Genomic DNA, 18,998 nt, shown 5'->3' with positions numbered 1-18,998 from the left:
GGCAGTTCGTCAAATCGATCGGAGTACCCGCCATGGCCTCATATAAACAGTTGACTGCTCAGCTCGAAAAACTCCACAAGGAAGTCGCGGCGGCGCGCGAAAAAGAAATCGCGCAGGCGATCGCCGATATCAAGCAGAAGGTCGCCGAATACGACCTGACAGCGGAAGAACTGGGTTTTACGAGCATGCGTGCAACGGCACGCAAAACGGCTTCGGTAGCCAAGTACCGCAACCCGAAAACCGGCGAGACGTGGAGCGGCCGTGGCCGCTCGCCTGGCTGGCTCGCGGGCAAGAATCGCGAGCGCTTTCTGATCGAAGGCTGAAGCCCCGCCGTGCATGGCGCTTTCGCTCGAAAGGCGCCGAATTTTTCTGAAGTGAAGTTGCGTCGGGTTTTTTTCGCACCGCTGAGGGGTCCCGAAAACGCTCACCTTTCGCGTGAGTTTGCAACGCGCGCCTTGAGTTTCGCGAGGCGCCTCGAACCGGAATTCGTTGTTTCGGTGAGCCTGGTTTTGTCGGATGACGCACCTTGCGGTGCGATTGCCTCTTCTGTCCCTCATGGCTGCATCATTTTCCTCGAAACCCGCGCCAGCCTTTGCTGGTGGGCGTTCCCAGGCTATGCGAAGGATTGCGTGGCCCCTCGTTCGGTTCTCGTGCCGCCTTTTCCGCGGAGTTTACCTGGCTGCTGATCCTCGCACTGTCGGTGCGTGAGCGGCCTTCCGTGTCTTCACTTTTCGCCTCGATTCGAGGTTCGCAATCGCGAGTCCCGAAAACGCTCACCTTTGCGTTCGTCTGAATGCGCAGGCCAATGCGCAGGTCAATGCGCCACTCAGTCAACGGCTCGCTGCGCCACTTAATCGCCACCCAAGGCACCCCTAGGCAAACCCGGAGATGAGTCCACCTCATACCCCGGATCAAAACTCATCGATACAGGGTCGCGAAGAGCGGACAGCACAATCGGTCATCCACTCACTCCCGACGGAAAGACCATGAGCGTATCGACTGACAAACAACTCTTTATCGGCGAAGGATTCGAAGGTCCCGGCGTCAACCTCGCGCACATCAACGTACTCGTCGGTCCGCGCAATGGGCCTGCGGGCCAGGCCTTCGCCACCGCATTGGCTACTCCTTCTGCGGGGCATGCACCGTTTGTCGTGATCGCGAGGCCGGGCGTGCCGACCAAGCCGTTGACGCTGTATGTGAACAAGGCGCAGATCGGCAGCGACTTCCACGGCAACGCAACGTGGGGCGCCTCGCAGGCTGGTATTGCCAAGGCAGTGGCCGAGTCGCTGGAGAACGGCACGCTGCCGCCGGAAGCGGAAAACGATTGGGTGGTGGTGTCGGCGAACTGGGTCAATCCGGGCACCGACGATCTCGACGCCGTTTTCGAGAACAACTGCCGCGCGTGCAAGAACGCGATTCTCGCGGCAATGAAGGGTCTGCCGCATCGCGACGAAGTGTTCGCCGCTGCGCGCGACGTATCGAACCCGTTCTATACCCCGAAACAACGTTAATCACGCGCAATGCGGTCGCGCGCCGTGAGGGGCGTGCTGCTGGGTGCGCGACTGAATGCGATCAGGAAGGAGACAAGCACTATGGAATACATTCGCCTCGGCCACTCGGGCCTGAAGGTGTCGCGTCTGTGCCTCGGCACAATGAACATGGGCACGCCGCAATGGAAGCCGTGGATCTTCGACGAAGCGCAGAGCGAGCCGATCGTGCGCCACGCACTGGAAGCCGGTGTCAATTTCATCGACCTTGCCGATTTCTATTCGACCGGCGTGGGTGAAGAAGTGGTGGGCCGCATTTTGAAGCGCGTCGCGCGGCGTGAGGAGATTGTCGTGACGACCAAGGTCGGCTACGACATGGGCACGTATCAAAACGCCGGCGGCCATTCGCGCAAGCACATCATGGACGGTATCGACGCGTCGCTCGTGCGCCTCGGTATGGATTACGTCGATATCTACATGCTGCATTTCTTCGACGTGAATACGCCGGTCGAAGAAACGATGGGTGCGTTGAACGATATTGTGTGCGCGGGCAAGGCTCGCTACATCGGCGTATCGACGATGTACACGTGGCAGTTCGCGAAGATCATGCAAGTGTGCGAGCGAAACGGCTGGCATAAGCCCATCAACATGCAGTTGCAACTCAACCTGGCCTATCGCGAGGAAGAGCGCGAAATGATTCCGTACTGCCAGGATCAGGGCATCGGCGTGTCCGTGTTCAGTCCTTTGGCGCGTGGTTTGCTGACCTGCGATCCGAACTCGACGCGTAACCAGACCGATTTCTTCACCGCGCAAATGTATGGCGATCCGGCGTCGCTTGAGATTGCGGCGTCGGTGGCGCGCGTGGCGGCGCGGCGCGGTGTGTCGGCGGCGCAGATTGCGCAAGCGTGGGTGCTCAATCATGGTGGCGTCGCCAGCATGCTGGTCGGCGCGGATACGCCGGCGCAATTCGACAGCGCGCTGGCCGCGCTGGGTACGAAGCTCTCCGCCGACGAACTGTTCGAGCTCGAACGCAATTACACACCGTGCGATCTCATCAACGACTACACCGCGGGCAAACGCATCGCTCGCGAAGCGCGGCTTGCGCAAGGCGTGTTTGTCGAGAACCTGGAGAAGGCAGCGTGAACGCATTTCTTCGAACCGGGCATTACATAGATGGCGAGTGGTACGAAAGCGCGAGCACGTATCCCGTTCTGAATCCTGCAACGGGCGAGGTGATCGCTCAAGTCGCCAAGGGCGGCGCCCCGGAAACGATGCAAGCCGTCGCCGCGGCGGAGCGAGCCTTTCCGGTATGGCGCTCGATAACAGCCAAAGAACGTGGCGCGCGTGTCAGACGCTGGGGCCAGCTGATGCTCGAAAACCGCGACGCGCTCGCCGAACTGCTGACCCGCGAACAAGGCAAACCGCTCGCCGAAGCACGTGGCGAAGTCGGCTATGCGGCGAGCTTCCTCGAATGGTTCGCCGAGGAAGCCAAGCGCAGTTATGGCGACGTGATCCCGAGCCCGAATCCGAACACGAAGATCATCGTGACACGCGAACCGGTCGGCGTGGTCGCGGCGATCACGCCGTGGAATTTCCCGCTCGCGATGATTACGCGCAAGGCCGGCCCGGCGCTCGCGGCAGGCTGCACGATGGTGCTCAAGCCTTCTGAAGAAACGCCGTTGTCCGCCTTGGCGCTGGCGGCACTGGCAGAGAAGGCCGGCATTCCACCCGGCGTGTTCAACATCGTTTCCGGCGATGCAGTCGCGATCGGCGGCGTGCTGACTGAGTCGGAGGTGGTGCGCAAGCTGTCGTTCACCGGCTCGACGCACGTCGGCAAACTGCTCGCGAAGCAGTCGGCGGATACGCTGAAGAAGCTGTCTTTGGAGCTTGGCGGCAATGCGCCGTTCATTGTGTTCGACGATGCGGATATCGACGCCGCCGTGCAGGGCGCGATGGCGTCGAAATTCCGCAACACCGGGCAGACCTGCGTGTGCGTGAATCGCTTCTATGTGCAGGACGGCATCTACGACACGTTCACGCAAGCGTTGACACAAGCCGTGCGGAAGATGCGAATCGGCAACGCGCTGCAAGGCGAGGTTGAGCAAGGCCCGCTGATCAACCAGGCGGCGCTGAAGAAGGTGGAGGCGCACGTCGCCGACGCGTTGCAGAAAGGCGCGAAGGTGCTGACCGGCGGCAAACCGCACGCACTCGGCGGCACATTCTATGAGCCGACCGTGCTGATCGATGCGTCGAAGTCGATGCTGATCGCCGCGGAAGAAACCTTCGGCCCGGTGGCGGCGTGCTTTCGCTTCAAGACTGAAAACGAAGCCATCGCGGCAGCCAACGACACACCGTTCGGCCTCTCCGCCTATTTCTATACGCGTGATTTGGCGCGTGCATGGCGCGTTGCGGAAGCGCTGGAGAGCGGCATGGTCGGCATTAACGAAGGGATTCTGTCGACCGAAGTCGCGCCGTTCGGCGGCGTCAAGCAATCGGGCCTCGGCCGTGAAGGTTCGAAGTACGGGCTCGATGAATACACGGAACTGAAGTACATGATGATGGGCGGGCTCGGGCGCTGATTTTCGTCCCACGCGTTCATCTCACGCGTTCGCCTGGCGTATCGCATGTCGAGGCATGCGGCGAACAGCGAGGCGAACGACCAGATAAACAGCGAAGCGAATAACGAGCCGAACTGCCCGGTTTGGCGCGGCACTGGCATCACGCCGGTGCCGCGCGTACCGACACATACCTACAAGGAGACAGCGTGAGCAATCAGGATAGCCAGGCGGCCACTCTCGGCCTCGCCCCCACTTTGCCGTCTGCCGCAGCGTCGGCCCTGCACGGCCCCATTCCTCTCGACGACGTTCCGCTGAACGCGTTCCACGTCAAGATCGCCGGGCTGACGTTCGGTGCCCACTTTACTGAAGGATTCGCACTCGGCACGATCGGCTATGCGCTGGCGTCGCTGAATCGCCAGATGCCGCTCGACGCGTTCTGGATGGGCATGATCGGCAGTTCCGCGCTGATGGGCATCTTTGTCGGCAGCCTGGTGTTCGGCTGGCTGTCGGATCGCCTGGGACGACAGAAGATTTTTCTGCTGAGCTTCCTGATCATCACCGCGGCGGCGTTTGCGCAGTTCTACGTGAGTTCGCCATTCGAGTTGTGTCTGTTGCGGGTGTTGATCGGCTTCGGCATGGGCGGCGATTTCGCGGTCGGGCATGCGATCCTCGCCGAATTCTCGCCACGCAAACATCGCGGCACCTTGCTCGGGTCGTTCAGCGTGGTGTGGACCATCGGCTATGTGGTGGCCAACGTGCTCGGCATGCAGTATGCGGACGCGTCGCCCGATGCATGGCGGTGGCTGCTTGCGTCGGCCGGCATTCCCGCGCTGATCGTGCTGATTTTGCGTATGGGCACGCCTGAATCGCCGCGCTGGCTGCATGGCAAGGGACGCGTTGCTGAAGCCAAAGCGATCGTTCTCAAACACTTCGGCCCCAACGTGACGCTCGACGGCGGCAGCGATGAACACGCGCAAATTCCCGGTGGCTTCATGCGCCTGTTCAAGAAAGATCTGATCCGCAGGACGATCTTCAACTGCGCGTTCTTTGTGTGCCTCGTGATTCCCTATTTCGCGATCTACACGTTTTTGCCCACCATTCTTAAAGCGATCCATTTGGACAACAACTCCAGCACGGATTTTCTGTTGAACGGATTCCTCGTGCTTGGCGCGTTGATCGGCATCTGGCTCACGATTAAGTTATCGCGTCGTATGTTTCTGATCGGCTCGTTCGCAGTGACATGCATGTCACTGGTTGCGTTGAGTTTGCTGCCGGAGTCCGCAACGCTCGCGATGATCGTCGCATTCGCGATCTTCACGCTGACGATGTCCGCGTTCTCGAACCTTGTTGGCGTGTTCCCTCCGGAGTGTTTTCCGACCGAGGTGCGCGCGTGCGGCGTCGGGTTGGCGATTGCGTGCAGCCGTCTTGGTTCGGCCGTCGGGACGTTTCTGTTGCCGCTTGGCATCCTTCACCTGGGCTTTCACTCGACGATGATGGTGCTTGCCGTTGTCCTGCTGATCGGCATGGTGGTGTCGATTGCGTGGGCGCCTGAAACGAAGCATCTGACGTTGAACGAAGCCAGCGGCGCATAGTTCGCGGTGCGAAAGAGGGGGCAGATGCTGCATGGAAAGGACAGATCCGCCTTACACGCCGAAGCGCGGCAGGCCGCCCCCTTGGATTACTGATATGACATCGTAAAGGTAGCGACGGCGTTGACGGTACCCGCCTTGACTGGGTTGGCTGTCTGGAGGTATCTCACTGTAAGCGGGATGGTCATCGGACCACCGGAAGAGGTGCCCGCCAGCCACTGATTCGTGTTACCCGGCGCAGATGAATCCGGTCCGAACGCGACCGGTGTACCTTCTGCGTTGAGTACCTGGAGCGCAACGCCGCTAGCGGTTGAGCCTGATTTCAGAGAAAGTGCAGTGCTTCTATTGGCTGGGTTAGCGTTATCCGTCAAAGTAATAGAGACCCGACTCCCGGTCTTCGGGCAATTGAGCGTGATTGGAAAAGGTGTCTCGCCAGTAGTAGAGCCAATGCCGGTCAGCGCGCGCGCACGGATGGTGCCCAACGGGACGTTGGGCGATGGAGTTGTCACGGTGCAAGCGGGTACACGAATGTACGAATCGTTACCCGGTAACGTCACATAGAACAGCGGTGTGCGAGCAGGGCCTCCTACAAAAAACGTAGCAACACGATTGGCAACGCCAGGCCCGGTAGGGTTCAGCGAAAGCGAGCCCGGTGTGACAGGCCCCGTCGTCACCAGATTGACCGTGATATACAACTGACTATCCTTTTCATGAAGTACCCGTTCTCAATCTGGCGTCGCCGGCCAAAAATTTACAAGGAGCGAGCTATTGTCTTATCGGTTTCGTGCGTATATTCAGATATCCTGAATAATTGGAAGGCCGTGTATATACTGCCGATAACCACGTCCACGCAAAACAGTAACGCCTTATGTTTACATTCCCACCAGCGGTGCAAACGCAAAGGCAAGGGATGCAAGACAAGATAGTTGTCGGCGACCAGTCCTTCAATGTCGAACCAGCGTAGGCGAATACTAAGATCCCGCGCTGTCGGAAAACTTAAGACAATTCCGAATGTGTAGGATTTTCCTGCAATTTATTCTGATATGTCTGATGGCTCATGCGCCTAGGTAACCGACACCACCGCACCGATCAGCCGGACAACGGTAAGCATCATCACCGTCACGTGGAAACTCAGGTTAACGATAGCGAGCGGACAAAGAGAGGTGTAGATCGTGAAATAGGGAACCGCGAGATACCCAAATATGCGAAATTGAAGATTGTGCTGCGGATCAGGTCGTTCAGAACAATGTCGGGAACAACTGATATACGCTCACGCGTGCTGACGTATTGAAATGGCGTTTTTGGGCAGGATATGACGAGGCATAGAATTCCCCACCGCAACATGAAAGGGCGGTTGAATTCCGCCTCGTTAAATGCAATTTTGAAAAAGAGCGCCTTAAGAAAAGGCGCTCACCCGCGTGAACGTCTCCAGTCAACGCCTACTGATACTGCATCGTGTATTGCACTGACGTGTCCACGGTACCGGCCGTGGCCTTGCCCGTGGCGAAATAGCGCGCGTAGTATTGCAAATTGGCGACACCGCCAGTGATCGCCACGCCGTTTGTCGCCAACTGGTTGCCCGAGTTGGTCGTGATATTGATCGGACTCATGCCCGCGTTCAGCAACTGGATCTGGACGTTCTGTGCGGTGCCGCTGTTCTTCAGGTTGCCGGTGGTCTGATCGACCGTCGTGCCGTTCTCGAAGTTGGCGATTACCTTAGTACCGCTCGTGCAGCCGGTCAGCTTGAATGCGAGGTCGGCCGGGATCGACGTTCCGGCAGTTGCGCCTGTGCTAGCCAATGAGCCGGCCGTCACGGGCGCCAGCACGATCGTCCTGCTGGCGTCGCTGCCTGCCGCGGTGCCATTGATCGAGCACGTGGTGTCGGTAACTTGACCGGTAATGGTGATCGTGCCGTCTGCGGCATGGGCGCCGAGCGATGCGAGACCCAACAGGCTGCCGAGTGCGATTGCGGGGAGGATTGCTCTCATGTTTGCTGTTCCAGCGAATGAATAGATGTTTAAGTTAACGGCCGGTGCTCTGTGGGTCGACCAGCCGGTCGCCCCCGCACGCTCCAACGTTCTGCGCCGGTAAGCGGCGGTCTTCGTTTCGAACTATTGGCCTTTCGGTCAGCCGCACACCAATATTAAGACTGTGCCGGCAGCTCGTACTTAGGACGATTCCTATTTATGTGGGATTTTTCCTTGTCGATGTAGGGATATTTCGAGGGGCGCACCTATTTGTCACCGCCAGGCGAGACGGGCGGTTCAAGGGTATCGGAAGAAAAGGAGACATTTAAGACTGCGTGCTACCGATAGAAACCCCGGTGCATCGGCAACGATGTGGCGGGGTTTTATATTTGCCGCGCGATCTTAAAAAACGCATCTTTCTCCGAATACATCTGAAATGTCCGTCTCGCCTGGCGGCATTAAAAGGGTAGGCATCCTGGAAATTCCTACATCACCAAGGAAAGGTCTTATTTAAATAAGAATCGTCTTAGGTACTTGCTGCTTGCGAAACCCTAACATTGGTTTGCGCCTGAACGAAAGGCCAATAGTTCGAATCGAAGACCGCCGCTTATCGGCGCAGAACGTTGGAGCGTGCAGGGGCGAGCGGCAGATCGAACCAAAAGACACTGGCCGTCGAATCGCAAAATTTCTTAACTCACTGGAATAGCAAACATGAAAGCAATCCTCCCCGTACTCGCAATCGGTGGCCTGTTGGGTCTCGCATCGCTCGGCGCCCACGCCGCAGACGGCACGATCACCATTACCGGTACCGTTACGGACACCACGTGCTCGATCAATGGCATCGCGGCAGGCAGCGACGCCAACAAGTCGATCGTACTGCCGAACGTGACGGCCAGCTCGCTGGCTGCGCTGGGCGCAACAGCCGGTACGTCGAACCCGACTGACCTGGAATTCAAGCTGAGCGGTTGCACGACCGGTACGAAGGCAATCGCCAACTTCGAAAACGGCACGACGGTCGATCAGGCCAGCGGCAACCTGAAGAACAGCGGTACCGCACAGAACGTGCAGATCCAGTTGCTGAACGCGGGCATGAACCCGATCAATATCACGACCAATTCGAACAACCAGTTGGCGACCGACGGCGGGGCGATCACTGGCGGTGCTGCAGACCTGAAGTACTACGCGCGCTACTACTCCACGGGCAAGGCCACGGCCGGTACCGTGAACACGTCGGTCCAATACACGATGCAGTATCAGTAAGGATTGACCGGAGGCGTTCACGCGGGTGAGCGCCTTTTTAACGGCTCTTTTTCAAGATTAAATTTAAAGGTGATTGTGATGAAGCTGCTCAAAAAAATGACGTTAGGAATCAGTTTCGCCTGTGCGCTGCTTGCGGGCAGCGCACAGGCAAGCGTGACGATCGGCGGTACGCGAGTGGTGTATCCGCTTGAGCAACGCGAAGTCACAGTCAAGCTGGATAACGACAGCAGCGCCCCTTCGCTCGTGCAGGTCTGGATGGATGACGGTGACGCGAACGCGAAACCGGGCGACATCAAGGTGCCGTTTGTGATTACGCCCCCGATTTTCCGCATGGATCCGAAGAAAGCGCAGACGCTGCGCGTGATGTATAGCGGTGATGCGCTGCCGCAGGATCGCGAATCGGTGTATTGGCTCAACGTACTGGATATTCCGCCGAAGGCCGCCGCCGCGGCCGATGCCAACGTGCTGCAGCTTGCCTACCGCACGCGTATCAAAGTGTTCGTGCGTCCGGCCAAACTGCCGGGCAAGGCCGAAGACGCCCCGGCACAGTTGAGCTGGAAGGTCGCCGCGTCGCCGAATGGCAAGGGCCAGGCGGTGAGCGTATCGAACCCGACACCGTACTACGTGTCGTTCAGCGAAGTCGATGTCGAGAGCGGCGGTCACACGTTCAAGAACGGACGGGGCGGCATGGTTGCGCCGCACGCCACGGAAGTATTGCCCGTCGAAAAGATGAATGCAGTGGCAGCAGGCGCGAAGGTTCACTACAGCGCGATCAGTGACTACGGCGGCGCCATCGAAGGCGACGCGACGCTCGGTCAATAGACCGCAGCCTTGCCCGCCGGGCGGCAGCCTTCCGCCCACAACTCAACCTTTCTCGCATACGGCGTGCGTTGCACAGGCAACGCACAGGGATGACGCACGCCTGTTGGAAGACATCGGAAGTCGGTCAAATCATGAAGCACTCACCTCGCCATCAATCGCAAGTTTGCGCCCGTGAAGTTCCCGATCCGCTCGGCTTGCACCCTATCGCCGCGGTTGTGATGTCGGTGTTCGCGGTCCTGGGAGGCGTCCAGTCGGCGAACGTGAATGCTGCAGAGACGACTTCCGCCCCTGCCGTCCAGTTCGACACGACATTTTTGCGCACCGACCCGACGCAGACCGTGGACGTCTCGCGATTCTCGCAAGGCAACGCGGTGTCCCCCGGCGTTTATCCCGTCGATGTCTTCATGAACGATATGCGTGTCGCACACCAGGACGTGCGTTTCGTGGCTGCAAGCGAAGGACAAGGTGCGCATGCATGTCTCAGCCGGCAGATGCTGGAAAAGCTTGGGGTCGATTTTGCCAAGGTGAATGCGGATAGCAGCGTCATGGCGGCAGCGCATGTGCCTGCTGACACGGGCGCCGATGCTCATGGAGCGGATAGCAAGCAAGCCGGCGAGTCGGCCGTTGCCAATGCAGACGAATGTGTCGATCTTGCCGCCCTGGTGCCGCAAGCGACGGTCGACTTTGACTTTTCAGAACAGAAGCTCATGCTGAGCGTGCCGCAGAAGTACATGCGCAACGCCGCACGCGGTTATGTGCCGCCTGAGATGTGGCAAAACGGTGTGAACGCGGGGTTCGTGAGTTACAACGCGAACACTTACCACACCTCCGGCTCGGGCATGGATTCGACCCAGAGCTATCTGGGCCTGAACGCTGGTGTGAATATTGGTGCATGGCATTTCCGCCATCAGTCGTCTGTCTCGCAGGCGACCGGCCAGGGCACACAATTCAACAATATCGCTACGTATGTGCAGCACGACCTCACGGCGCTGAAGTCGCAGGTGACGTTGGGCGACGGTAGCACGACGGGTGATGTGTTCGACAGCGTGCAGTTCCGTGGTGCGCAGATTGCCACCGATGACCGCATGCTGCCCGACTCGCTGCGCGGCTATGCGCCGGTTGTGCGCGGAACGGCCGAATCGAATGCACGTGTGACCGTCAAGCAGAATAATCAGGTGATCTATGAAACCAGCGTGTCGCCGGGTCCGTTCGAGATCAAGGATCTGTATGCGACTGGTTACGGCGGCAATCTCGATGTGACTGTCACCGAAGCCGATGGACGTACCAAGACCTTTACCGTGCCTTATGCCTCGGTGGCGCAGTCACTGCGACCGGGAACCACGCGCTTTTCGGTGACGGCCGGACAGTTGCGTAACGACAGTCTTGAAAACAAGCCGAACTTCGCGCAGTTCACGTTGCAGCGCGGTTTGACGAACATGCTGACGGCCTACGGCGGCGGCATCGCGGCGAATGGATACGTGTCGGCCGACATCGGCGTGGCGCTCAACACGAAATTCGGTGCAGTTTCCGCCGACGTGACGGGCTCTCAGACTCAGGTTCCGAACCAGAGCACGATGCGCGGCACGAGCCTGCGTATCGGTTACAACAAATTCGTTGACTCGACCGATACGAATATTGCGGTTGCAGCGTACCGCTATTCGACGGCTGGCTTCTTGAGTCTGTCGGATGCCGCATCGGTGCGCGATCAGGCAATGCGGGGCGGTGATATCAATTCGATCTATCGGCAGAAGAACCGTTTTCAACTGACGGTCAATCAGAATTTCAAGGATCACGGCAGCGTGTTTCTGAGCGCATCCGCGCAGCAGTACTGGAACCACAGCGGCAGCGATACGTTCTATCAGGCCGGCTACACGAACAGCTACAAATACGGCACCTACAGCGTGACCGCAGGTCGCACGCGAAACTCGGACGGCTCGATGTCGAACCAGTACATGGTCAGCACGACGATCCCGCTGGGTCATAGCCAGCATGCGCCGCTGATGTCGACAAGCCTGTCGAGCTCGGGTGGCAGCACCAGTATGCAGGCCAACGTGAGTGGCTCGCTGGGTGATAACAACCAGTATTCGTACAACGCGTACGGTACGTATGGGGCTGGTAACGGCAGTAGTTCGTCCAATACGGGCGTGAGCGGCACGTACCGCGCGCCGTATGCGCAGATGACCGCCTCGGCAAGTGCGGGCTCGGGTTCGCGTCAGGTGTCGGCCGGCATAAGTGGATCGATCGTTGCGCATCCGGGTGGCGTGACGTTATCGCAGACGGTTGGCGATACGTTCGGGATCGTCGAAGCGCCGGGTGCAGAAGGCGCAAACGTGTCGAGCGCGTCGGGTGTCAAGGTCAATAGTCGTGGTTATGCGGTGGTGCCGTACCTGACACCTTACGGCATGAACACGGTCGATATCGACCCGAAGGGCACGTCGACCGATGTCGAGTTCCAATCGACTTCAGAGCAGGCTGTGCCGCGGCTTGGCTCAGTGGTGATGCTGAAGTACAAGACGGTGAGCGGGCGTGCGGCGTTGATTCGTGCGCCGCAACTGGGCGATAAGGCGTTGCCGTTCGGCGTTGATGTGGTGGATGGGAACGGCAAGACGGTCGGTGTCGTTGCACAGGACAGTCGCATTTTTGCGCGCGGTCTGGAAGACAAGGGTTCGTTGTTCGTGAAGTGGGGTGAGGCTGGGGCTGAGCAGTGCCGGATTGATTATGTGTTGCCGAAGCGGACGGGCAAGGCGGGTGCGGCATATCAATCGTTTGAAGGGCATTGCATGGGCGGTGAAGGAGCGAATCTTGCCGACCGTGGTTCGGCTTCACGTACGCCTGTGGAGTTACCAAAATGAATCAGACCTTGAATAGCAACACTGGATTGAGAAATTCGGCATTTTTTAGCATGCAAATCAATTTCACTAAGGCGCTTACGATTCCGTCGAGGCGAAAAATCATGTGGAAAGTATTCGGTGTATTTTTTTTAGCACTTGTCCAGTTGACGTTCGGTGCGTCCAGAGTTCACGCGGCTACTGTAAGTTGCTCTTTGACATCAACGCTCAATTTTGCACCTGTGCTGGACACATCGGGCTTCGGACGAGATTCGATCGTTGGAGGCACCACGCCGAATTATTCGACACCGGTGAACTTCCTTTGCTCCGGCGATCCTAATGCGGACCGTGACATCTATTTATGGTTTCAGGTGTCTTCCGCCACGCTAGTATCTGGGTATACGGATCTCTTCAAGACAGACAACCCCGGTGTAGGCGTACGGTATACGATTTCCAACGGTGCGGATACTAGCTGCCAAACCCTACCCACGACTCTTTCCACCAGTAAGAAGCAGGTTGTCTGCCATCAATTTTCACAACCTGTATCGCCTGGCCGGAATTATTCGGTGATCGTCTCTGCCCAGTTTGTGAAGCTCGCCAATGCTGTTGTCGGCGCAGTTACGACCATTCCATCTTTGTCTGTCACGAACGGCATCAATAACCAAAGCGGAAATTTTGAGTGGGGCAACGTGTTCACAGGTGCAGCGAGCGGCAGCTTTTCCACGCTGACTTGCTCGGTTACGACGCCATCGATCCCAGTGACAATGCGTCAGGCAAATACGAATCGGTTACCGTCGGTCGGATCGACGGACGGCACAACCTCCTTTAACATTGGATTGAACTGCGATCCTGGCATCAACGTCGCTATAACGCTTACTGACGCTACGACACCGTCCAATACAGGCAATACCTTGTCACTGGCGCCGGACTCTACGGCAAGTGGAGTTGGATATCAGATTGTATACAACGGTTCTCCGGTGTCGTTCGGCCCTGATTCGGCGGCGAGGGGCACTCTCCACCAATTTTCCGTGATGGCGAGTCCCGCTGCTGGCGGTCCGATGAGTATTCCGCTGACGGCCCAATTCATTCGAACGGGCACGGTGAATCCCGGGACCGTGAAGGGCCTGGCGACTTTCACGATGTCGTATCAATAGCCTCGGCAAGCATGATTCGTTTAGCTGCAAACCCTTGAGCGGGCGGCTTCCGCTCAAGGGTCACATCTGGCCCCCAAACCCCATTTCCATACGTCCGCCCCCATGACGTGTATCATTCGTTCCCTGCGCTGTTCTGTGCCGGCAATTCCCGTATTTCCAAACGTTCGTTCGTAACCTGGTTGGTTGCGGTGCGGCGGAGTTGCCATTGTGACGCGGGTCTCCGACCCAACTCCCGCAGCTCGACGCCGCCGCGCCAGACGTGGCAGACCCGAGGCCACAAGCTTCCGGACACCGCCCGAACCCCTATCCGTGACCGCCAGACCCGATGTCAGTCTCCGAACTCAAACGCCGCCGCACGTTCGCGGTCATTTCCCACCCGGACGCGGGCAAAACCACGCTCACTGAAAAGCTGCTGCTGTTCTCGGGCGCGATTCAGATCGCCGGTACCGTGAAGGGCCGCAAGAGCAACCGCTACGCGACCTCGGACTGGATGGAGATCGAAAAGCAGCGCGGCATTTCCGTTGCCAGTTCGGTCATGCAGTTCGAGTACGGCGACGCCGTCATCAACCTGCTCGACACCCCGGGCCACGAGGACTTCTCCGAAGATACCTACCGTGTGCTGACGGCGGTCGACGCCGCCGTGATGGTGATCGACGGCGCCAACGGCGTCGAAGCGCAAACGCTGAAGCTGCTCGAAGTCTGCCGCAGCCGCAAGACGCCGATCGTTACCTTCATCAACAAACTCGACCGCGAAGTGCGCGAGCCGCTCGAACTGCTCGACGAAATCGAGCAGCACCTGGGCGTCGCCGCCGTGCCGTTCACCTGGCCGATCGGTATGGGCAAGGACTTCCAGGGCGTCTACGACATCCAGCACGACCAGGTGCGCCTGTTCCGCGCCGGGCAGGATAAGGCGGGCGGCGCGGTCGAAACGCTGCAAGCGCTCAGCGACGAAGAAGGCGAACGCCGCTTCGGCCATAGCTGGGTCAAGGCGAAAGAAGAAATCGACCTGATCACCGGCGCCTCGCCTGATTTCGATCGCGAGCAGTTCCTTGCGGGTCAGCAATCGCCGGTGCTGTTCGGTTCGGCGATCAATAACTTCGGTGTGAAGGAAATTCTCGACGCGCTGGTCGATCTGGCGCCGCCGCCGTCGATGCGCATGACCGTGCAACGTCCGGTGATGCCGGACGAGCCGAAGTTCACCGGCGTCGTGTTCAAGGTGCAGGCGAACATGGACCTGGCGCACCGCGACCGCGTGGCGTTCATTCGCGTGTGTTCGGGGCATTTCGAACGCGGCATGGCGGTGAAGGTGACGCGCACGAACAAGACGTTCCGCGCGAATAACGTGGTGACGTTCCTGTCGCAGCGTCGTGAGACGGTCAGCGAGGCGTATCCGGGCGACATCATCGGTATCCCGAACCACGGCACGCTGAGCCTCGGCGATACGCTGACCGAAGGCGAGTTGTTGCAGTTCGTCGGCTTGCCGTTCTTCGCGCCGGAAATTTTCCAGACGGTGGAAGTGGTCGATCCGATGCGCGCCAAGCAACTCGGCGAAGCGCTGAAGCAGCTCGGCGAGGAAGGCGCGATCCAGGTGTTCCGTCCGGAAGTGGGCGGTTTGATAATTCTTGGCGCGGTTGGTCAACTGCAGTTCGAAGTGGTGTCGCACCGCTTGTCGACGGAATACAAGGTTGACGTGCGGATGGCGCCGGCGCGCTATCGGATGTCGCGTTGGGTCACCTGCGACGATGCGGCCGAATTGCGCCGTTTCACCGATTCGTACGCGGCGCGGATCGCGCTCGATGCATCGGATGCACCGACGTATCTGGCATCGCATGTGTCGGAGATCGAAGTCGCGCAGAAGGCCTGGCCGAAGATTGTCTTTAACGAATTGCGCGAGCATTCCGGCGCGCCGTTCAAGAAGGCGATGTAAGCGTATGTATGTCGCGCGGACACGGGTGACCCGGTCCGTGCGAGTACTTTCGCCACAGCAGTCTTTCACTTCACGGCAACAGCTTGCGCATCTCCGGCGTCGAGATGTCGTCAATGTGGCGAAATGCTGGTGCGGCTTTATCCATCTCCGCCGCGTCGACACCGAACTCCTCGAAGTAGATGCGCCACTCCCGCACCACGCGCCAGATGTCTGCAATCAACTGGCTGGCTGCGCGCTGGGATAGCGTGAACTTGTCGTGCCAACTGAGAGCGTTGTCCAAGGTAGCCAGCCTTCCGTCATTGCCTATGCTCAGGTGAAGATAGCGCTCGGTGGCATTGCTGGCGCGAGGCAGAACATCGTAAAGCGGGCTCAACCGCCAGCCGTGTAACGCGGCATCCCAGATGAAGCCGTGATTGCGCAGGTGGTCATCGTCGTTGCTAACGAAGATGTTATAGACCATGCGCTTGAAGAGCTCCGCGTTGTTGTCGCGAATTACGCTCGGGTGGCAATATTTTCGAATGGCGGCGGCCAGGTCTGCATATGACTTGTCGCGCGACTCAGCCTCATCGCAGGCCACAAGCGTGAGGCCGCTGACAAACCCTGAGCGATGTTCAACTCGCCCATCGCCAGACCCGAGCTTCAGGAGATCGGCGTGCGCCGGCGCGCCGCCCGGCGTCATCCAGTAGCGGTCGAATCGGCGGATGAGCATGATGCGGCGGTCGCCAAGCAATAGCGTTTTCACGGGTGGCACTGTCAACCCTGCTTTCTCTGCCATCCTGAGCGCGGCGTACTCGATGCCCGGAATATCAAACCGGTCATGGCGGCTCGCGAACTTGGCGAGCCACAGCACCTCTTGATCGTCGCGGACGGAGGCCTTTGGGCGCGCGCCACCCAGAGCGGTGCCCTCTACGAAAATGGCTTCCAGATGGGCCGGAACGGGCAGGCCGTCCTCGATGCGCTCTGCAGCCTCCATCAGGTGGTTCAGGGTGTGCCAGCTGCTCACGCCCGCCGCTGGCAATTCCGTTCGGCTGGAACGGATGTCGAGCGCCCCCACGCGTTCACTTCCCGCGTGCAGGAGATACTCCGATTCAGCGAGGCTGTTCGGTGGCGCCTTGAGCTTGGCCTCGATAACGCGCCGCCCCCATGAGTCAGGCGCTGCATCGCGGATGCCACCAAAGAAATGAAGGGCATTGACCGGCAGCAGGTATTTGCCTGAGATGGACGTCCGGTCCGCAATGCTCAGGCTGACCGGGTCCACCTCCAGTGCGTCGTCGCGCTTGAGGTAGTTCAGACCATAGGCGAAGCTCGATGCGACAAGATTCGAGCCCTCCTCGGTCAAGACGAGTTGTCCGCATGGCGCCCATTGCGCGCCAATACTGGCGAAAGCTATCAGTCTTGATTCGCGAGTCGCCATCGAGATCCTTTTTTCAGCTGGGTTGGGTAAAGCGGACGATTAGAAATTCAGTTCGTCACGCTCGGCTGCGCTCATTTCGCGAACCCGGGACCTGCGCTCGCGCGCCGCCAACGCAGCCAGCGCAGGGTCTCTTTCCGAATACAGGTTTTCGAGTGATGTGCCGGGTGCGATGGCATCCAGATACCGCAGAACTTGTCCGATGGCGAGGCCCGGGTCCCCGTGTTCGAGGCGGTACACGGTGTTGCGCGACAGACCGGCACGCAACGCCGCGTCGGTCTGCTTGACGCCGCGCGCAATGCGCAGTCGTGCCAGCAGTTCTCCGAGGTGCCTGCTTTGCTCGAGGAGGGGCGGCGCAAGGGCGGAAGCTTGGGTCACTTTCATGTTCGTTAAAACGCTCATTATGAGCTTAATGCTCGATATATCGAGCATATTAGCCTGCGGGCCACCGGACGTCAAACTACCAGCCATCGAAAATGTATCTTAAATCGAGTATTAAGCAGATAATCCTCGATTTTACGATCATGACGATGTTGCGGACGGCGGGATTGCGCTATGAATATGACAAGGCGCCTTGCGGTGCCTTGCTTGAGTTCTGGTCCTACCCGAGGTGAAGCGGTCCTCCCCTATACAGTTCTGCGGCAGAGCCCTTTGATGAATTAGTGTCGCACCATCGGCATTTCTTCTGCATCTGCATCCAGGTCTGTCGCGCTTTCAGTCCGGGCTTGTTCTCGCTCTGCGGCCCTCGTAGAAGCTTGCCCCTTGATCTTTGCTGCCTCTGCAAGAAGGCGCGCCGCACGGCTCGCGGTGATGCGGCTTTGAGGGATTCCCTTCGCATCGAGCGCGATCACCTGGTATAACTCACGGTCACACTCGAGCTCATGCTGATATTGTTCTGCCGTGTCGACAAGCAGTTCAAGCATGGTCTGTTGACGCCGTCTTTCGTCGCTCGTAACGGCAGGATTCCTATACATTGAGGACGCAAGTGTTATCAATGTGTTGAGATGGCTCAACTGCCGGTCGCAAAGATTGAAGGCGGACAGCGCAAGTTTTTCGTACTGGAGTGCGTCGACTGGCGGGCGTGAATCGGGTTGAGATTGTTTTTTAGACTTGCTGCTCATGGTGCGACCGCCCTGGTACATCTCGGATCGCCCGACACTCGCTTGCAAAGTGGGTGAGCGGGCACGAAGCGGGATTGGAAGACCGGCGCTAAACCAAACCGGCGAGCCTTGCGGCTCCCCCACCACGACCCGCCCATTGGAATATAGACGTGCAGAGGTAGACGCACGACCCGCGTGAGCGGGTGTGCGGATTTAGCTAGCAGGCTTCCAACCCTGACCGCCGGGTGTTTCCCGACAGCTTGATGATTATAAATCAGCGCAGCGTGGCGACTGTCGCCTGTTCGGGCTAAATCGTCGACTTTGGCCATTCGGATAAGGTAGGTGTCTCAATCGACGTCGTAGGGCGCCGCAATAAATGCGACATTGATAACGGCTAGCTTGAGGTCGGTGAAGCGGGTTCGTTTCGCCTGATTGGGACGAATCCGACCTGCAGGCCGAAAAGCTTCGCAACGCTGTTGAGCGAGTCGACGGTCGGATTCCCGGTCCCGCGCTCGATGTCCTGGATGACTCGGCGGCTGACGCCCCGGTGTGCGGCGAATTCCGCCTGGGTCAGGCCCGTCATCTTGCGCATCGCTTTCATGGCTTCAGGAATGTTCATATCACCCCGGGCGATCCTTTCGTAGAAAGCGCGGCGCAGGGCGTTCTGCTATTCACGGGTGGGTCGAATCCGACGGGGCATGATGCGCCTCTTGTGGTTGAAGGGCTTTCAGTTGTCGGACCTGCGTATCAATGGACTGCGTCAGGAACTCGATGATGTCGTGATCGACGCCCTGTGCCTCCATTATGTCGGGTAGGCGTTCGATCTGCGCGCAGTCGACCCAACGATCGTCCAGGAATATCTGCAGGGTGCAATCCATGAGGCAACTCCTTGTGC

At 58.9% G+C, this 18,998-nt stretch carries 18 protein-coding genes; 11 read left to right on the top strand and 7 right to left on the bottom strand.

Annotated features, from left to right (window positions below):
* Positions 1-32 precede the first annotated feature (32 nt).
* The 6 genes from P3T22_RS00370 (at position 33) to P3T22_RS00345 (ending at position 5,637) form a co-directional block, all read left to right on the top strand.
* Positions 33-323, top strand: coding sequence for an H-NS family nucleoid-associated regulatory protein (locus tag P3T22_RS00370; RefSeq protein ID WP_063498344.1), 291 nt, complete (start codon positions 33-35; stop codon positions 321-323).
* A 663-nt stretch (positions 324-986) separates the two neighbouring features.
* Positions 987-1,511: a formaldehyde-activating enzyme gene (fae, locus tag P3T22_RS00365; RefSeq protein ID WP_429323900.1), complete on the top strand. Its 525-nt coding sequence runs from the start codon at positions 987-989 to the stop codon at positions 1,509-1,511.
* A gap of 81 nt (positions 1,512-1,592) precedes the next feature.
* Positions 1,593-2,630 carry an aldo/keto reductase gene (locus P3T22_RS00360; RefSeq protein WP_429323899.1) on the top strand — a complete coding sequence of 346 codons (1,038 nt, stop codon included), beginning with the start codon at positions 1,593-1,595 and terminating at the stop codon, positions 2,628-2,630.
* Positions 2,627-4,066, top strand: coding sequence for an NAD-dependent succinate-semialdehyde dehydrogenase (locus P3T22_RS00355; RefSeq protein WP_429323898.1), 1,440 nt, complete (start codon positions 2,627-2,629; stop codon positions 4,064-4,066). Before P3T22_RS00360 ends, P3T22_RS00355 begins: the two co-directional genes overlap by 4 nt.
* Before the next feature lie 45 nt (positions 4,067-4,111).
* Complete coding sequence (locus P3T22_RS00350; RefSeq protein WP_429323897.1) at positions 4,112-4,255, top strand: hypothetical protein; 144 nt, start codon at positions 4,112-4,114, stop codon at positions 4,253-4,255.
* Complete coding sequence (locus P3T22_RS00345) at positions 4,252-5,637, top strand: MFS transporter (RefSeq protein ID WP_429323896.1); 1,386 nt, start codon at positions 4,252-4,254, stop codon at positions 5,635-5,637. Before P3T22_RS00350 ends, P3T22_RS00345 begins: the two co-directional genes overlap by 4 nt.
* An 86-nt stretch (positions 5,638-5,723) precedes the next feature.
* On the opposite strand, the gene P3T22_RS00340 is transcribed toward P3T22_RS00345, so the two are convergent.
* Both P3T22_RS00340 and P3T22_RS00335 read right to left on the bottom strand, forming a co-directional pair.
* Positions 5,724-6,191, bottom strand: a complete 468-nt coding sequence (locus P3T22_RS00340; protein WP_429324161.1) for a fimbrial protein — start codon at positions 6,189-6,191, stop codon at positions 5,724-5,726.
* An 882-nt stretch (positions 6,192-7,073) separates the two neighbouring features.
* A complete protein-coding gene (locus P3T22_RS00335) occupies positions 7,074-7,622 on the bottom strand; it encodes a fimbrial protein (RefSeq protein ID WP_429323895.1) in 549 nt (182 codons plus the stop codon).
* A gap of 690 nt (positions 7,623-8,312) precedes the next feature.
* Between P3T22_RS00335 and P3T22_RS00330 the strand changes: the two genes are divergently transcribed.
* The 5 genes from P3T22_RS00330 to P3T22_RS00310 all read left to right on the top strand — a co-directional run bounded on the left by P3T22_RS00330 (position 8,313) and on the right by P3T22_RS00310 (position 15,592).
* Complete coding sequence (locus tag P3T22_RS00330) at positions 8,313-8,861, top strand: fimbrial protein (RefSeq protein ID WP_429323894.1); 549 nt, start codon at positions 8,313-8,315, stop codon at positions 8,859-8,861.
* A 78-nt stretch (positions 8,862-8,939) separates the two neighbouring features.
* Positions 8,940-9,683 carry a fimbria/pilus periplasmic chaperone gene (locus tag P3T22_RS00325; RefSeq protein WP_429323893.1) on the top strand — a complete coding sequence of 248 codons (744 nt, stop codon included), beginning with the start codon at positions 8,940-8,942 and terminating at the stop codon, positions 9,681-9,683.
* 131 nt (positions 9,684-9,814) lie between these two features.
* A complete protein-coding gene (locus P3T22_RS00320; RefSeq protein ID WP_429323892.1) occupies positions 9,815-12,535 on the top strand; it encodes a fimbria/pilus outer membrane usher protein in 2,721 nt (906 codons plus the stop codon).
* Complete coding sequence (locus P3T22_RS00315; protein WP_429323891.1) at positions 12,532-13,665, top strand: fimbrial protein; 1,134 nt, start codon at positions 12,532-12,534, stop codon at positions 13,663-13,665. The genes P3T22_RS00320 and P3T22_RS00315 overlap by 4 nt, the downstream gene beginning before the upstream one ends.
* A 325-nt stretch (positions 13,666-13,990) precedes the next feature.
* Positions 13,991-15,592 carry a peptide chain release factor 3 gene (locus P3T22_RS00310; RefSeq protein WP_063498353.1) on the top strand — a complete coding sequence of 534 codons (1,602 nt, stop codon included), beginning with the start codon at positions 13,991-13,993 and terminating at the stop codon, positions 15,590-15,592.
* A 70-nt stretch (positions 15,593-15,662) separates the two neighbouring features.
* Here the strand turns inward: P3T22_RS00310 and P3T22_RS00305 are convergent, their stop codons facing one another.
* From P3T22_RS00305 to P3T22_RS00285, 5 genes are all read right to left on the bottom strand, one after another.
* The gene (locus tag P3T22_RS00305; RefSeq protein ID WP_429323890.1) at positions 15,663-16,931 is read right to left on the bottom strand and encodes a type II toxin-antitoxin system HipA family toxin; all 1,269 of its coding nucleotides are present in this window, start codon (positions 16,929-16,931) and stop codon (positions 15,663-15,665) included.
* A 114-nt stretch (positions 16,932-17,045) separates the two neighbouring features.
* Positions 17,046-17,435, bottom strand: coding sequence for a helix-turn-helix domain-containing protein (locus P3T22_RS00300; protein WP_429323889.1), 390 nt, complete (start codon positions 17,433-17,435; stop codon positions 17,046-17,048).
* Positions 17,436-17,662: 227 nt separating this feature from the next.
* The gene (locus P3T22_RS00295) at positions 17,663-18,124 is read right to left on the bottom strand and encodes a hypothetical protein (RefSeq protein ID WP_429323888.1); all 462 of its coding nucleotides are present in this window, start codon (positions 18,122-18,124) and stop codon (positions 17,663-17,665) included.
* 373 nt (positions 18,125-18,497) lie between these two features.
* The gene (locus tag P3T22_RS00290; RefSeq protein WP_429323887.1) at positions 18,498-18,722 is read right to left on the bottom strand and encodes a helix-turn-helix domain-containing protein; all 225 of its coding nucleotides are present in this window, start codon (positions 18,720-18,722) and stop codon (positions 18,498-18,500) included.
* Between the two features lie 52 nt (positions 18,723-18,774).
* A complete protein-coding gene (locus P3T22_RS00285) occupies positions 18,775-18,981 on the bottom strand; it encodes a hypothetical protein (RefSeq protein WP_063498358.1) in 207 nt (68 codons plus the stop codon).
* Positions 18,982-18,998: the final 17 nt, after the last annotated feature.

The organism is Paraburkholderia sp. GAS348, assembly GCF_050434205.1.
Taxonomy (GTDB): Bacteria; Pseudomonadota; Gammaproteobacteria; order Burkholderiales; family Burkholderiaceae; genus Paraburkholderia.
This window is presented reverse-complemented; position numbering and strand designations above follow the sequence as displayed.

Bases quoted from the DNA above. Each gene is read 5' to 3' on its own strand.
- P3T22_RS00310 (WP_063498353.1), top strand. From the start codon at position 13,991: ATGTCAGTCTCCGAACTCAAACGCCGCCGCACGTTCGCGGTCATTTCC.
- P3T22_RS00325 (WP_429323893.1), top strand. From the start codon at position 8,940: ATGAAGCTGCTCAAAAAAATGACGTTAGGAATCAGTTTCGCCTGTGCG.
- P3T22_RS00335 (WP_429323895.1), bottom strand. From the start codon at position 7,622: ATGAGAGCAATCCTCCCCGCAATCGCACTCGGCAGCCTGTTGGGTCTC.
- P3T22_RS00300 (WP_429323889.1), bottom strand. From the start codon at position 17,435: ATGCTCGATATATCGAGCATTAAGCTCATAATGAGCGTTTTAACGAAC.
- P3T22_RS00320 (WP_429323892.1), top strand. From the start codon at position 9,815: ATGAAGCACTCACCTCGCCATCAATCGCAAGTTTGCGCCCGTGAAGTT.
- P3T22_RS00285 (WP_063498358.1), bottom strand. From the start codon at position 18,981: ATGGATTGCACCCTGCAGATATTCCTGGACGATCGTTGGGTCGACTGC.
- P3T22_RS00370 (WP_063498344.1), top strand. From the start codon at position 33: ATGGCCTCATATAAACAGTTGACTGCTCAGCTCGAAAAACTCCACAAG.
- fae (WP_429323900.1), top strand. From the start codon at position 987: ATGAGCGTATCGACTGACAAACAACTCTTTATCGGCGAAGGATTCGAA.
- P3T22_RS00350 (WP_429323897.1), top strand. From the start codon at position 4,112: ATGTCGAGGCATGCGGCGAACAGCGAGGCGAACGACCAGATAAACAGC.
- P3T22_RS00315 (WP_429323891.1), top strand. From the start codon at position 12,532: ATGAATCAGACCTTGAATAGCAACACTGGATTGAGAAATTCGGCATTT.
- P3T22_RS00290 (WP_429323887.1), bottom strand. From the start codon at position 18,722: ATGAACATTCCTGAAGCCATGAAAGCGATGCGCAAGATGACGGGCCTG.
- P3T22_RS00360 (WP_429323899.1), top strand. From the start codon at position 1,593: ATGGAATACATTCGCCTCGGCCACTCGGGCCTGAAGGTGTCGCGTCTG.
- P3T22_RS00330 (WP_429323894.1), top strand. From the start codon at position 8,313: ATGAAAGCAATCCTCCCCGTACTCGCAATCGGTGGCCTGTTGGGTCTC.
- P3T22_RS00295 (WP_429323888.1), bottom strand. From the start codon at position 18,124: ATGAGCAGCAAGTCTAAAAAACAATCTCAACCCGATTCACGCCCGCCA.